This is a genomic window from Dorea sp. 210702-DFI.3.125 (assembly GCF_020560945.1).
Lineage (GTDB): Bacteria > Bacillota > Clostridia > Lachnospirales > Lachnospiraceae > Dorea > Dorea formicigenerans.
This window is the reverse complement of record NZ_JAJCNF010000016.1, coordinates 24,648-39,355: the sequence shown is the minus strand read 5'-3', so window position 1 is coordinate 39,355 and position 14,708 is coordinate 24,648. Positions and strand designations below refer to the sequence as shown.

The following is a 14,708-nucleotide window of genomic DNA, read 5'->3' as shown; positions in this document are numbered from 1 at the left end:
GAAGTGAATGGAAGCAGCATGGATCGAGACATTTTATCAGGAGACAGATGCGCCAAAAAGGCTGGAATTACTAAAACAGAATACAGAAAATGAATTAACGCAGGCGGATGTGTTCCGAAAAAAATTATGGGTCGCCAGATATGGAAAGAGAAAACCGACAAAAGATGCATTTGTAGGAAGCCTGATGGAACTGAAATGTCTGGCAGAAGGCACATCGTTAGATTTTGGCGGACAAAGAAGAAAACAGGCAGCAAAGATTATTAGTACATTATGTCTGGCAGATGCAGATTCTTTGGACGAAGAATTAAGAGAAAATCTTCTACTGGAATTAAAAAATGTCTTTTTGAAATTTATGGAAGTCAGCAGAGACGGAAGAGGATTTACTTCACTTGTGTTTGGAATGGGACAGCTATCGGATGAAGGAGTTGTGAAAAAAATTGCGGAACAGATCAGCACCATTGCATTTCAGGCACCCCATGCATTGCACATGGATAAAGAATTTGCCCTTCTACAGGAGGCGGCACTTCAGGCATTTCGTCAGGAATACCCGAACCGGGAACATTTTCTGAAAAAATAAGCATGTTAAATATATTAACATATAAAATCATACAGGAAAGGCAGGAACTATATTTTGAAAAAATGGAATGATGTATATCGGATGGTAAAAAATGGAGATTTGGACGCGTCACTTCTGAAGACCGGGTGTGAGAATCTGAAAGCAGCAAGAGAAAGAGCCACACATGTGATGGAAGGATTTAAGGAGAGCTTTGGAGCAACAGAAGATACGATGGTCGCACTTTGTTCTGCGCCTGGGCGTACAGAAATCTGTGGGAATCATACCGATCATCAGCATGGACGAGTGCTGGCGGCAGCAGTGAATCTGGATTTTCTGGCATGTGTCGCATTAAACGGAACGAGTGTTGTGCATTTTCAGTCAGAAGGCTGGCCAATGACAAGTGTTGATCTTGCTGATCTGGAAGTGAAGGAAGAAGAAAAAGAAACAACTGCTTCTCTGATAAGAGGCGTGCTGGCCAAGCTTCATAAAGCAGGATATCCGGTAGCAGGCTTTGATATGTATGTGACATCAACGGTATTGCCTGGATCCGGACTGTCTTCCTCCGCAGCGTGTGAGGTGCTGATTGGAACAACGGGAAATCATCTGTTTTGTCAGGACAAGTTTGATGCAGTAGAAATCGCAAAAATCGGTCAGGCAGCAGAAAATGAATATTTTGGTAAGCCGTGTGGATTGATGGATCAGACTGCTTCTTCCGTGGGAGATGCAGTAGCCATTGATTTTAAAGATCCGGCAAACCCGATAGTAAGATCCATCAATGCGGATCTTACAGGACTGGGACTTGCACTTTGTATCATCGACTGTGGTGCGGATCATGCAGCACTTACCAATGAATATGCGTCTATTCCGGAAGAAATGAGCAAAGTGGCAGCGCATTTTGGTAAAAAAGTACTTCGCGAAGTCAAAGAAGAAGATCTGCTGGCAGATCTGGCACAGGTCAGAAAAGAAGCAGGAGACAGGGCAGTTCTCAGGGCTTTACATTTCTATGCAGATGACAGAAGAGCAGCAGAGGAAGCAGATGCACTGGAGCGGAAAGATAAAGAGGCGTTTTTAAATCTTGTAAAAGAGTCCGGACGTTCTTCATGGGAACTTCTTCAGAATATTACACCGGCAGCAGCCATCACACATCAGGACATGGCAGTTGCATTGGCTGTGGCTGAGAAAGCGCTGAATGGAAAGGGCGCATGCCGCGTACATGGAGGTGGATTTGCCGGAACAATCCAGGCATTTGTCCCGGTGGAAGATGTGTGTGAATTTAAGAAAACGATGGAAACTATGTTGAGTGAAGGATGCTGTCATGTATTGAGTATCCGTCCGGCTGGTGGACTTATCCTTTAAAGAATGAGGGGGAAATGAGATGAATCGAAATGAAGCAATTACTGCGTTAGTGAATTATGCATTGGAGAAAGAGCTGATCGAGCAGGAAGAAAAAGTATGGGCAGTAAACCGGATCTTGGAGGTTATGCAGGCAGATTCTTTCTCATGGGAAGAGTCAGCAAAGGGAAAAGAAGCTGGTCTGACAGAGATACTGGACACATTGATCGATGATGCATATGAGCGTGGCGTACTGGAAGAAAATTCAGTCGTATACCGCGATCTTTTTGATACAAAACTCATGGGCAGCCTGACACCGCGACCGGTACAGGTGATGAAGAAGTTTCAACAACTTCAGGAAGAATCTTCCCAGAGGGCAACGGACTGGTATTATCAGTTCAGTCAGGACACGAATTATATCCGAAAGGACAGAGTTGCGAAAGATATCCGTTGGAAGACCGAGACAGAATATGGTGAGATTGACATTTCCATCAACCAGTCAAAACCGGAAAAAGATCCAAAAGCAATCGCAGCAGCAAGAAACCAACCAGCTTCCGATTATCCACGCTGCATGCTCTGCGAGGAGAATGTGGGATATGCCGGACGACTCAATTATCCGGCAAGGCAGAATCACCGTATTGTACCAGTGACAATCAACAATACTGACTGGTATTTGCAGTACTCTCCATATGTATATTACAATGAACACTGCATCTGTTTTAATAAAGTGCATACACCGATGAAAATTGATAAAGCCTGCTTTGCGAAGTTATTAGATTTTGTAAGACAGTTCCCGCATTATTTTGTTGGTTCCAATGCAGATCTTCCGATTGTTGGAGGATCCATTTTGGCGCACGATCATTTCCAGGGCGGACATTTTACATTTGCAATGGAACGCGCACCGATTGAGACGGAGATTTCTTTTGAAGGATACGAAGATGTAAAAGCAGGAATTGTAAAATGGCCAATGTCTGTTATTCGTTTAAATGCAAAAGAACCAGAAAGATTAATTGATCTTGCGGATAAAATTCTTGGAAGCTGGCGTGGGTATACAGATGAAGCAGCTATGATTCTTGCAGAGACAGATGGAGAACCTCACAATACAATCACCCCAATTGCCCGTCGCAGAGGAGAAGATTTTGAATTAGATCTGGTGCTTCGAAACAATCTGACAACGCCGGATCATCCACTTGGAATTTATCATCCACATGAAGAGTTCCATCATATTAAGAAGGAAAATATCGGACTGATTGAAGTTATGGGATTGGCAATTCTTCCGGGACGTCTGAAAAAAGAGCTGGAGGCAGTGGAAGAAAAACTCCTTTCCGGTGAGAATATGACAGAAGATCCGCTGACCAAGTCTCATGCAAAGTGGGCGGCAGATATTGCAGCGAACTACGAAATTACAGCAGAAAATGTAAAAGAAATCGTTCAGAAAGAGACTGGAATTGTCTTTTCAAAAGTTCTGGAACAGGCCGGAGTTTACAAACGGACACCAGAAGGAAAAGAAGCATTTTTAAGATTTATAAATCAAGTATAAAGTGACAAGAGATCCAAACTTAAAGCATACGGTTTAATTCTAAAATTTTAGAAAATTATTTGCCAAAAGCGTGTACATAATACTGCCTTTGTGTTATACTGCTTTACGTTTCTATAAGAAGTAGTATTAGAAACTATGTATTAGAATAATTCATTCTGTAAGCCTGATATTTTCGGGGTATGCAAAGGAAATCAGAACAATATAGAATCGCAATTTCATGAGATGAGAGGTAGTAGTTATGCAAAAGAAAGTTCAGATCGTCAGTGACGGATCACTGGATCTTCCACAGGAAATCACAGATGCACATGATATAGAAGTCGTACCATTTTATGTATCATTTAACGGTGAGACTTATCAGAAAGAAATAGAAGAGATTGGAATTCGGGAATTTTATCAGGAAATGGTAGACCACCCGGATGTATTTCCAAAATCATCTATGCCGTCAGTGGATGATTTTTATCAGACATTTGTAAAAAGTGCAAAGGAAAATATTCCGGTGATCTGCATCTGTATTACGACAAAATTCAGTGGTTCCCTGCAATCTGCAACGGTTGCAAAAGAGATGGTAAAGGACGAATATCCAGAGGCCAGGATCACAGTTATTGATTCCACGGTCAATACCGTTCTTCAGGGACTTTTTGTACTGGAGGCATGCAGAATGCGTGACATGGGATTGGATTATGAGGAAATCATTGAAAGAATCCTTCCTATCCGTGAGACCGGCCGGATCTTCTTTACAATCGGAAGCATTGATTATTTAAGGCATGGTGGACGAATCGGAAAACTTGCGGGGATAGCAGCAGGTGCACTGGGGATAAAACCGATGATCACATTGAAAGAAGGGGAAATCTTCAGTTCCGGACTCGCAAGAAACCGCATCAAATCTATGAAAAAGGTTGTGGAGATGACAAAAGATTATGTGGATGAAATCAACGCAAAACCAGGCGAGTACAGCTTCTGCATCGGTTATGGATATGATTATGAAGAGGCAGTCAAATTCCGGGAGATGTTAAAAGATCTCGTAAAAGAACGTCTCGGAATCGAAGAGATTGAAATCCACCAGATCGGTGCGACGATCGGAGTACACACAGGACCATATCCAATAGGGGTTGGAATTATAAAAAAAGCAGAAATAAATAATTAGTTATTACAGAGATAGCCGTTCCTGAACTTTTCTAGAGATCAGGATGGCTATTTTCTATTATATAAAAAGCCTTCGGAAGGTTCTGTGGGTGTATATGTCAAAATTGCTACATTAAGTAAAAAATATCGTTGTTTCGGGGGATATTTTCTGTCCTCACGCGTCTAATCTATGTAAGAAAAATGAATCGGCCGATGTAAAGGTGGTGTGAAAGTGACCAGAGAGCAATTGGGAGCATTGATTCTCGATTCCGAGAGACAATTGTATTCCACAGCCAAGACAATATTATATAGTGACCAAGACTGTGCTGATGCCATTCAAGATACGATTGTCAAAGCATTTTCGAAGATAGATACTTTGAAAAATGACAAATATGCCAGAACGTGGCTGGTTCGAATCTTGATTAATGAGTGTTATTCGATTCTGCGAAAATCCAGCAAATTAGTTTCGCTGGAGGAAATGAATGACAAAGGAGAGTCTGGCGGCAGCATGAAAACGTGTGGAGGTGCCGATAAAGAAGCAGAGAAAAGGGCAGATTACGCCGAGTTGTACAGGGCGGTCAATTCTCTGAAAGAGGAGCTGCGCTTGCCGGTAATTCTGTATTATATCGAAGATTTTAACATCAGAGAGATTGCGCAGATACTGGATATTACGGAAGGCGCAGTGCAAAAGAGACTTGCCAGGGCAAGGGGAAAACTTAGAATGAATCTGCAGGAAAGTGAGGCGGCGATATGAGGTTCGAAGATATGAAAAACAATATTCCAGAGACTCCGGATTTTATCCATGAAATGATAAAAAATGAAGTAGACAGACAGCTTCAGGAAACAAAAATTATAGCGATTCCAAAGAAAAGGAAAAGATGGAACAAAGCAAGAGTGGCAGCGGCAGCAATAGTCTGCGTGCTGGCAACTACCACAGCAGCTTATGCGGGTGTGAAAATGTACCGCATGTATGTGGAAAAACAGGGCGATTACAGTGTGAAGACGGGGATAACATCAGAAAATAAATTAGCAGATCTTCCGGCGCAGATTCACGATATTAATTTTAAGACCGGATATATTCCGGAGGGCATGAAATGGGCAGACGAGTCACATCTGGAATATCCGCAAAGCAAACGCATGGGTGGATTCAGCTTTGCGTCCGTACTTCTGGACAGCGATGACCTGAATCAGGCACTGGAAAATAAAAATGTTGTTGAGTCTGAGGAGAGAACATTTGGTAAATACGAAGGTGTATACCTGAAATACAATAATTTAAAGACAGAAAAAGGTGTATTTGACCAGAGAATCTATCTCCTCTGCCCGGATGAATATCGTGTGATCACAATCTATATCGGAGATGATGTATCGAAAGAGGATGCTGTGAAAGTAGCAGAAAATCTTGAGATTACAGAAAATGACAAGATGCTGGAAACAGCGAAGATGTATACCTGGAGCGATGAGGTCAACCCGAACGTTGAGACCGGTGATGAAATGGTAACATCTGTGTCTGAGGATAAATTAAAGGTGTACAAGATTGGCGAAGATTTTACATTATCTGCATCAGGAGAAGATAAAGACGGAAACAATATCGTAAATGATAAAATTTCTGCCCACGTAGATTCGGTTCAGACAGCGGATGATCTGAAGTTGCTTAACGGTGCAGACTTACCGGAAGAATGGGAAAATGTAATCAATTCCAACGGAAAACTTGTAAAGAATAAAGTTTCTTATATCAAATCCGGCGATGGTGTGAATTCTGTAGATCGGGTCATTAAAACAGAAAATGTAAATCAAAAACTTGTTTATGCAACAGTCACGTATACAAATAATTCGGATCAGGAAATCAAGCACATGTTGTATATCGGAAATCTGGCATTGATTCGTCATGAAAATGGTGAATACCATATTTATAATGCAATGGAACAGTCCGGTAACGGATATGACCGTGTGAGTTGGGACGGCGTGGCGCATACTGCAGAAATGACCTACAGTAGTGTGCGAGAAGATTATGGGAATGGTGGTAATTATATTTCGTCTCTGAAACCGGGCGAGAGTATTCAAGTCAACATGGCATGGATTGTTAATGAAAATGATCTGGCGGATATGTACCTGAATCTGGACGGTGAAGGCGGTGCTTATGATTTCGGTGAAGGGATGCTGGAAGCTGGAGTTGTGGATATCAGAAAGTAGAAAAAAGCCGACACTTTGCGAAGAATGCAAAGTGTCGGCTTTTTTTGTTTCTTGAAGATTCATAACTTATATAAGTTGGTATGCATATAATAGAATCAGGCAATGTTGATAAAAATATCTATGATGCCGGCAAAGCGTATCTTACTTTAAACTGCTATAGCCAACATCTATAACTGGATATTGATTATAGGTTTTAGTAAAAAACGATATTTCATATAAAACCTATTGACTAACTAGGAAAAGAGTGATAACATTGCTTTCATGAAATCGAAAGGAGCAAGAGATTAAAAATAGTGAGAGAGGGGTAAGGCAATGAACTGGGAATTTATTATCAAATATTTGCCAATGTATGAACGAGCCGCCTTGCTGACTGTAAAACTTGGATTAGCCGGAGTTATCTGTGCGATTATCGTCGGACTGATCTGTGCAATCATCCAGTATGAAAAAGTACCGGTCGCAAGACAAATTGTAGCGGTCTATATCGAACTCAGTCGAAATACACCACTGCTTGTACAATTATTTTTTATATATTATGGACTTCCAAAGATTGGAATCCAGACAGATCCGCAGACATGTGGAATCGCAGGATTGACATTTCTTGGAGGAAGTTATATGGCAGAAGCGTTTCGAAGCGGACTGGAGACAGTCGCAGCAATTCAGACAGAAAGCGCATTGAGCCTCGGCATGAACCGTCTGCAGGTTATGCGGTACGTGGTACTGCCACAGGCATTTTCAATAAGTGTACCGGCCTTTATGGCAAATGTAATTTTTCTTTTGAAAGAAACGAGTGTCTTTAGTGCAGTCAGTCTTATGGACCTTATGTTTACCGCAAAAGACTTAATCGGACTTTATTACAAGACAACAGAAAGCCTGTTTTTACTGGTAGTCTTTTATCTGTTGATCTTACTTCCAATTTCGATATTGGGAAGTCTCTTGGAAAGGAGGCTGCGTTATGCCGGATTTGGGGATTAGTGTTTTATTAAAAGGACAGAACTTCATGCGAATGCTGGCAGGACTTGGAGTGGCACTGAAGATTAGCCTGATTTCCGTAGTCATAAGCATTCCACTTGGAATCGTACTGGGAGTTTTGATGACCTGGAAAAATCCAATTACCAAAGCGATTCTTCGCATTTACCTGGAAATTGTACGAATCATGCCACAAATGGTACTGTTATTTCTCGTATTTTTCGGGACAACGCGAGCGTTTGGCTGGGACTTATCAGGAGAAAATGCATCAATTATAGTATTTTCATTCTGGGGAGCAGCTGAAATGAGTGACCTTGTAAGAGGGGCGCTTATCAGTATCCCGAAACATCAATATGAAAGCAGCGAGGCATTAGGATTGAGCAAAGTGCAGACTTATTGGTACATTATCATTCCGCAGACACTTCGCAGACTCATTCCGCTATCCATCAATCTGATCACACGAATGATCAAAACTACAAGCCTGATCCTGATGATCGGTGTGGTGGAAGTGCTGAAAGTCTCACAGCAGATCATCGAGGCAAATCGAATGAGCAGTCCCAATGCTGCATTTGGCATTTATCTTGTAGTATTTTTATTATACTTTTTCGCATGCTGGCCAATCAGTATGCTTGCAAAATATCTGGAAAAAAGATGGAGGTGATAGATTGTGGCAGAGACATTACTTACAGTAGAACATCTGATAAAAAAATATGGAGATCAAGTCATCTTAGATGATGTAAGTCTTGACGTAAAGAAAGGCGAAGTCATTGTGGTAGTTGGTCCAAGTGGCTGTGGAAAGAGTACATTACTTCGATGTATCAATGCCCTGGAGCCGATTCAGGGCGGCGTGGTCAAACTGGGAGACGAGGTCATTGACCCGAAAAGCAAATCTCTGACCTGCCTCAGACAGAAAATAGGAATGGTGTTTCAAAGCTATGATCTGTTTCCACATCTGACTGTATTAGATAATATTTTACTGGCACCTACGAAAGTCCAAAAACGCTCAAAAGATGAAGTGAAAGAAGAAGCCATGAAGCTTCTTAGAAGAGTTGGACTGGAAGAAAAAGCCGGAAGTTATCCAAGAGAGCTTTCCGGAGGACAGAAGCAGCGAGTTGCAATTGTCCGTGCATTGTGCATGCACCCGGAAATCTTACTTTTCGATGAAGTAACAGCAGCACTTGACCCGGAAATGGTTCGTGAAGTACTGGACGTAATCTTAGATCTGGCAGCGCAAGGCAGAACGATGATAATTGTTACCCATGAAATGCAGTTCGCCAGAGCTGTCGCAGACCGGATCATATTTCTGGAAGGCGGAAAAATACAAGAAGATGAAACACCAGATGAGTTTTTCGAACACCCGAAGACAGATCGGGCGAAGAAATTCTTGAATACATTTACATTTGAGTCTGTAAAGAGAGATATTTGAATCAATCTGTAACAGGAAATTTTTAGAAAAAGCAAGACTCATAAGAGTTTTGATATAAGAAATGAGACAAGGAGAGTTTGTATTATGAAAAATGGAAAACTGAAAAAATTAATTACACTGGCAACCGTAGTCGCAAGTACATTTGCACTTGTAGCATGCGGAAGCTCAAGCTCCGATGATTCTAAAGGAAGCGATTCCTCAGCAAAAAAAGATTCCGGAACTGTTTATCGTACATTAGATGAAATCAAAAAAGACGGAACAATCAATATCGGAGTATTTTCCGATAAGAATCCATTTGGATATGTTGATGAAAACGGTGAATATCAGGGATATGATGTATACTTCGCGAACAGAATCGGTGAAGATCTCGGTGTAAAAGTCAACTTTGTATCTACAGAAGCTGCAAACCGTATCGAGTATCTGCAGACAGGAAAAGTTGATCTGATCCTTGCAAACTTCACAGTCACAGACGAGCGTGCAGAAGAAGTAGACTTCGCACTTCCATACATGAACGTAGCACTTGGAGTTGTATCTCCGGACAGCAACGTTATCAAGAGCCTGGACAACTGGAACAGTAAAGATCAGATGATCGTCATCTCAGGAACAACAGCAGAGACTTACCTGACAGAGAATTATCCGGATATTCCACTTCAGAAATATGATTCCTACGCAACAGCAAAGAACGCTCTGGAAAATGGAAATGGTGTAGCATGGGCAAACGACAACACAGAGGTTATCGCATTTGCACTTCAGAACAAAGGTTACACAGTTGGAATCTCTGAACTTGGAAATAAAGACACCATTGCACCAGCAGTATCCAAAGGAAACGATACATTGCTTGATTGGGTAAATGAGGAAATCAAATCACTTGGTGATGAACAGTTCTTCCACAAAGATTACGAAGAGACACTTGTAGACACTTACGGAAAAGACTACGAAGAGGATCTGGTTGTAGAAGGTGGAGCAGTACAATAGATTCAAGGTAGTCTCACTGGATTAAAAGAGAATAATAAAAGTAAGAAGAAATGAGCTGGCCGAAAGGTCAGCTTGTTTTTGTGTAGGGGAGATTTTGTGTCCAATATTTGTATTTTGTCTTAATGTTCATATTTGGAGGAAGTACTGATGATATTGGTAAAGGTAGAAGATATGAATGCGTTGATGAGTGAAAAGATATATATTATAGTATAAATATATAACGCAATGCGTTAAATGTGAAAATAAAAAAGAAACGAGCAAGTCCTGCCTTTTTCTATATTGCAGTGGGTCGATAATGCTGTGGTAATATAAAGATAGTGACAAAATAAAGAAGCAGATTGAAAATGTATTGATGAGGGAACTTTATACCCCACCTCTTCGGATAGAATATAGATAACAAAGGATTTGAATGAAAACTAGAGAAGCGAGTAGTTGAGTAAAATACCATATGTTGTAAGATTCAGAAGGGAGAATGTTATATGAATTATCTGGTTATTGATTTAGAAATGTGCAAGGTGCCGAGAGATTATCGTAGTAAAAGATACAAATATGCGAATGAAACGATACAAATTGGTGCGGTGCTTCTGGACGAGGAGTTCAAGAGAATTGGAACACTCAGTCAGTTCGTACACCCAGAACATGGTGTGATAGATTATTTTATTGAAAATCTGACAGGTATCAAGAACGGCCAGGTGAAGCATGCGCCGAGACTTCAGGAAGCGTTATTACATATGCTCAACTGGATCGGTGACAGAGAGTATAAAGTCTATGCCTGGAGTGGAAGTGACCGTGCCCAGATTCTTCATGAGATAAAAGCAAAAAATATTGTAGATGAAAAGATTGCGTCCTTTATGGAAGAATCCAGATGGGTAGACTATCAGGATATATTTATGAAGAGATATGAGATGTCCAGAAAAATGAGTCTGGAAGAAGCATTGGGACGGGCTGACATAGATCCGGAGGGAAGATTCCACGATGGGCTAAACGATGCGGTCAATACAGGTCTGTTGATTGAAAAGTTAGAATTAAGTTCAGATTATCAACTGGTAAGTTATGAGATGCCAGAGAAACCTTCCGAGCACCTTAGCAGTTCACTTGGAGAACTATTTGCCGGTATGGAGCTTAAGTTGGCGTAAGGATTAAATCGACAAAATACATAGCTGTACCATATTCTCCCCACCTGTGATACAATGAAACTATCATCAGGTGAGGAGGAAGACTGCGATGCCAAAAGGAAAGAATCAGAAGTTCAAATTATATCGACTTGCACAGATTATGTTAGAAAATACAGATGAAGAGCACTATATCACAATGCCGGAAATTAAAGAAAAGCTGGAAGAATACGAAGTCACTGCGGACCGGAAAAGTATTTATAATGATCTGAAAGATCTGGAAAAGCTAGGGATAGAAGTTGAAGGTGAACCGGTAGGAAACCGTTATCATTATCATGTAGTTGAGCGCCCGTTTGAACTTCCTGAGTTAAAGCTTCTGGTAGATGCAATTCAGTCTTCGAAATTCATCACCCAAAAGAAGACAAATACACTGATTAAAAAGCTGGAAAAACTGGTCAGTAAATATGACGCACAGAAATTGCAGCGACAAGTCTATGTGTCCGGCAGAATTAAGGCCATGAACGAAAGCATTTATTATACCGTCGATGCGATTCATAATGCCATATCCGAGAACCGGAAAATCAAGTTTCAGTATTATCAGTGGAATGTGAAAAAAGAAATGGAGCTTCGGCATGATGGTGCCTGGTATCATATCAGTCCATGGGGACTTTCCTGGGACGATGAAAATTATTATCTCGTCGGATATGACTCAGAAGCAGAACTAATCAAGCATTACCGTGTAGATAAGATGCTTCATATCCGCATGTCTACAGAAGCACGCGAAGGAAAAGAACATTTTAAGCAACTAGACATGGCAGATTATGCAAAGAAAAGCTTCGGAATGTTCGGCGGAAAAGAAAAGACTGTAAAGCTCCTGGTAGATAACCGCCTGGCAGGAGTTATTATCGACCGATTCGGAAAAGATATTATGCTCATACCGGCAGACGAAAATCATTTTACTGTAAATGTAGATGTACACGTCAGCAAGCAGTTCTTGGGTTGGGTATTCTCACTGGGCGAACAGGTGAAAATACTCTCGCCAGAGGACGTCGTAGAACAGATGCGAGGAGAAGTGAAGAGACTGGTAGAGCAGTATGGGGAATAAGAGGTTAATTTACCCAGGAAAAGAAATTTGTGGGTACGCGGTGAAGTTAATGAGATTATAAATTGGGACATTATAGTGCTATTTATGGCAATAAATTATGATTACGAGTTGGAATGATAAATATTAAGAGAAAGTTACAAACATTTTTATTCTCAAAATATATTATATGATTTTAAAAGTTAGATATGAAAAGAAAGGTAATAAAAATGTATTATTCAGATAAACCGATTTTAAGCAAAAAGGAAGACTTTTTAAAAAGAAAGTATTTTGCGGAACTAGTGGCTAAATCTTTGGAAAATTTGAATAGTCAAGATACTTTTACTATTGGACTGTATGGGCAATGGGGAACTGGGAAAACATCACTAGTAAATATGATTCTTGAGGAAATAAAAGAAAATGAAAAAGTAGTGATTGTTCGTTTTGAACCTTGGAATTTTTCGAGTACAAATCAATTATTAGAACAGTTTTTTGTTCATTTGGCAAATCAATTTCATTGGACAAAAGATAAAACATTGAAAGAGGTAGGTAACGCTTTAGAACGGTATTCAGATGCGTTTGATTTTGCGAAAGTTATTCCACATGTTGGAGGAGCGATATCTTTTTTGGGGAAAAGAATTTCTAAAGGTATAGGTAAACGAATACAGAATAATTTGGATAAAAATGATATTATGTGCCAGAAGGAAAAAGTTGTTCAGCTGTTGAAGGGCCAGAATAAAAGAATTCTAGTGGTTATAGATGATATTGATAGGCTTAACAATGAACAAATAAGACAAGTCTTTCAGTTGATTACGTCAGTGGCAAAATTCCCTAATATGATATATTTATTGGTATTTGATAAAGAGATTGTTGTAAAAGCTTTGGAGAAGATTCAAGAAGGAAGTGGTGAAGAGTATTTGGAAAAAATAATTCAAATGCCAATTCAAATACCAGATATATGTTCGACTGAATTTAGAGGTATTATATTTGAACGATTATATAACATAGTAAAAGAGCAAGAAGGTATAAAAATAAATTTAGAACATTGGGAGAGATTGGCAGATACTTGTGTCATACCGTTGTTGAAAAATATGAGAGATGTAAATAGACTGTGTAATTTGGTACAGTTTAAGTTTTCTGGTATAGGAACAGAAGTAGATTTTACAGATATGGTGGTTATATCTGTAATAGAAATGTACTATCCAACTGTTTATGAATGGATAAAGTACAATAAAAATTTTTTAACAGGTAAACTGAGTGGCAAAAGAGTGTATATGGCCAATAATAAAGGACAAAAAGAACTGTATGATATGTATTTAAATGAATTAAAGGGAGTTTTAGTGAAGGTGGGGAAAGAGAAAGAGGCAGAAAAGATAATGGACATTTTAGTATGCCTTTTTCCATATATCGGAGATGAGATTGGGAAAATAACAGAATGGTATGATTCTGATTTGCTTAGGAGGAGCAATCGTATTGCACATCCAGACAAATTTGAAAGGTATTTTGATTTTAATATTGAAGAGATTGATATAAAATCTTTTGAGGTTACAAGGGCGATTCAAAAATTAGGATGCGGTGAACTGGAAAAATATATTTTGGAATTGAATCAGGAAGGAAAAAGTTATGCGTTTTTATCCGAAATAAAATCTGCGATACCTAATATTAGAGAAGAAAGAGCAAAAATAATTGTTACAAGTATTTTGAAAAGTGCTTATAAATTGGAGGAAAAATCTACGGGTAATTTACTAATGACATCTTCAAGAGATTATGCAGAGCATATGGTTATCGATTTGTTCGAACAAATTGAGAAAGTAAATAGAAAGAACTTTTTAGAACAATTAATTAATAGTGGAGAGTTAGATTCTTTACCGTCAATAGCACATGTTATTAATATAATAGAATTGGGTTATGGGAGATTAGCGGCAGAAGGAAGGGAAAAAAGTAAGGGAAGGATTATATCAATTGAAGAATTAGAAGATGTAGAACAAGTATTTAAGCAAAAAGTAAAGACAATATTAAAAGAAAATAGTATTTTTGATTTTTTTGATTATAGAATGATTTTATACCTTATGGAAAATTTTGATTCCCAATTTATGACGCAAAGAATTCAGCAGGAGTTGAAAGACGATATACACATATTGTGTTTTCTCAAAAGTACAGTGTTTACTTGGATTGGAAACGGTATTAAGTATGCTGTATCTAAGGAATACGAAAAATATTTAACAAAAGAACGTATTTTAGATGCAATTCAAAATACGCAAGCAACAGGTGAGATGTTTAGATTATCTAAAAAAAATCAAGAGTATTGTGCGGCATTTTATTTGGATAGTATTGGAAAAAGTGATGATGAAGGGGAAGTAAGTCAGAAAGATGCTGAAAGAATGATTGAAAAATGGAGAGAACGATAA

The 14,708-nt window shown here is 39.4% G+C and carries 13 protein-coding genes; all 13 read left to right on the top strand.

What is annotated here, in order from left to right; translation table 11 throughout:
- Positions 1-7: 7 nt before the first annotated feature.
- The 13 genes from LI164_RS09090 (at position 8) to LI164_RS09030 (ending at position 14,708) form a co-directional block, all read left to right on the top strand.
- Positions 8-577, top strand: coding sequence for a DUF6553 family protein (locus tag LI164_RS09090; protein WP_117650335.1), 570 nt, complete (start codon positions 8-10; stop codon positions 575-577).
- A 54-nt stretch (positions 578-631) separates the two neighbouring features.
- Positions 632-1,912 (top strand): galactokinase family protein, encoded by a 1,281-nt coding sequence (locus LI164_RS09085; protein ID WP_117682793.1) that lies wholly within the window; start codon positions 632-634, stop codon positions 1,910-1,912.
- 19 nt (positions 1,913-1,931) lie between these two features.
- Positions 1,932-3,428: a UDP-glucose--hexose-1-phosphate uridylyltransferase gene (galT, locus tag LI164_RS09080; protein ID WP_117682794.1), complete on the top strand. Its 1,497-nt coding sequence runs from the start codon at positions 1,932-1,934 to the stop codon at positions 3,426-3,428.
- A 238-nt stretch (positions 3,429-3,666) separates the two neighbouring features.
- Positions 3,667-4,572, top strand: a complete 906-nt coding sequence (locus tag LI164_RS09075) for a DegV family protein (protein WP_117682795.1) — start codon at positions 3,667-3,669, stop codon at positions 4,570-4,572.
- A 210-nt stretch (positions 4,573-4,782) separates the two neighbouring features.
- Positions 4,783-5,304 carry an RNA polymerase sigma factor gene (locus LI164_RS09070; protein ID WP_117682796.1) on the top strand — a complete coding sequence of 174 codons (522 nt, stop codon included), beginning with the start codon at positions 4,783-4,785 and terminating at the stop codon, positions 5,302-5,304.
- A gap of 11 nt (positions 5,305-5,315) precedes the next feature.
- Positions 5,316-6,740, top strand: coding sequence for a DUF4367 domain-containing protein (locus LI164_RS09065; protein WP_227087022.1), 1,425 nt, complete (start codon positions 5,316-5,318; stop codon positions 6,738-6,740).
- A 312-nt stretch (positions 6,741-7,052) separates the two neighbouring features.
- Positions 7,053-7,712: an amino acid ABC transporter permease gene (locus LI164_RS09060; RefSeq protein ID WP_117605805.1), complete on the top strand. Its 660-nt coding sequence runs from the start codon at positions 7,053-7,055 to the stop codon at positions 7,710-7,712.
- Positions 7,693-8,367 carry an amino acid ABC transporter permease gene (locus LI164_RS09055; protein ID WP_117682798.1) on the top strand — a complete coding sequence of 225 codons (675 nt, stop codon included), beginning with the start codon at positions 7,693-7,695 and terminating at the stop codon, positions 8,365-8,367. The genes LI164_RS09060 and LI164_RS09055 overlap by 20 nt, the downstream gene beginning before the upstream one ends.
- A gap of 6 nt (positions 8,368-8,373) precedes the next feature.
- Complete coding sequence (locus LI164_RS09050; RefSeq protein ID WP_117682799.1) at positions 8,374-9,132, top strand: amino acid ABC transporter ATP-binding protein; 759 nt, start codon at positions 8,374-8,376, stop codon at positions 9,130-9,132.
- Positions 9,133-9,216: 84 nt separating this feature from the next.
- Positions 9,217-10,107, top strand: a complete 891-nt coding sequence (locus LI164_RS09045; protein ID WP_117613777.1) for a transporter substrate-binding domain-containing protein — start codon at positions 9,217-9,219, stop codon at positions 10,105-10,107.
- Positions 10,108-10,586: 479 nt separating this feature from the next.
- A complete protein-coding gene (locus tag LI164_RS09040; protein ID WP_117682800.1) occupies positions 10,587-11,243 on the top strand; it encodes a 3'-5' exonuclease in 657 nt (218 codons plus the stop codon).
- Between the two features lie 88 nt (positions 11,244-11,331).
- A complete protein-coding gene (locus LI164_RS09035) occupies positions 11,332-12,324 on the top strand; it encodes a YafY family protein (protein ID WP_117682801.1) in 993 nt (330 codons plus the stop codon).
- A 185-nt stretch (positions 12,325-12,509) separates the two neighbouring features.
- On the top strand, positions 12,510-14,708 hold the full coding sequence (locus LI164_RS09030; RefSeq protein ID WP_117682802.1) for a P-loop NTPase fold protein: 2,199 nt from the start codon (positions 12,510-12,512) through the stop codon (positions 14,706-14,708).

Excerpts from the sequence above, each read along its gene's own strand:
- LI164_RS09040 (WP_117682800.1), top strand. The coding sequence starts at position 10,587 with ATGAATTATCTGGTTATTGATTTAGAAATGTGCAAGGTGCCGAGAGAT.
- LI164_RS09055 (WP_117682798.1), top strand. The coding sequence starts at position 7,693 with ATGCCGGATTTGGGGATTAGTGTTTTATTAAAAGGACAGAACTTCATG.
- LI164_RS09075 (WP_117682795.1), top strand. The coding sequence starts at position 3,667 with ATGCAAAAGAAAGTTCAGATCGTCAGTGACGGATCACTGGATCTTCCA.
- LI164_RS09060 (WP_117605805.1), top strand. The coding sequence starts at position 7,053 with ATGAACTGGGAATTTATTATCAAATATTTGCCAATGTATGAACGAGCC.
- LI164_RS09030 (WP_117682802.1), top strand. The coding sequence starts at position 12,510 with ATGAAAAGAAAGGTAATAAAAATGTATTATTCAGATAAACCGATTTTA.
- galT (WP_117682794.1), top strand. The coding sequence starts at position 1,932 with ATGAATCGAAATGAAGCAATTACTGCGTTAGTGAATTATGCATTGGAG.
- LI164_RS09090 (WP_117650335.1), top strand. The coding sequence starts at position 8 with ATGGAAGCAGCATGGATCGAGACATTTTATCAGGAGACAGATGCGCCA.
- LI164_RS09045 (WP_117613777.1), top strand. The coding sequence starts at position 9,217 with ATGAAAAATGGAAAACTGAAAAAATTAATTACACTGGCAACCGTAGTC.
- LI164_RS09065 (WP_227087022.1), top strand. The coding sequence starts at position 5,316 with ATGAAAAACAATATTCCAGAGACTCCGGATTTTATCCATGAAATGATA.
- LI164_RS09035 (WP_117682801.1), top strand. The coding sequence starts at position 11,332 with ATGCCAAAAGGAAAGAATCAGAAGTTCAAATTATATCGACTTGCACAG.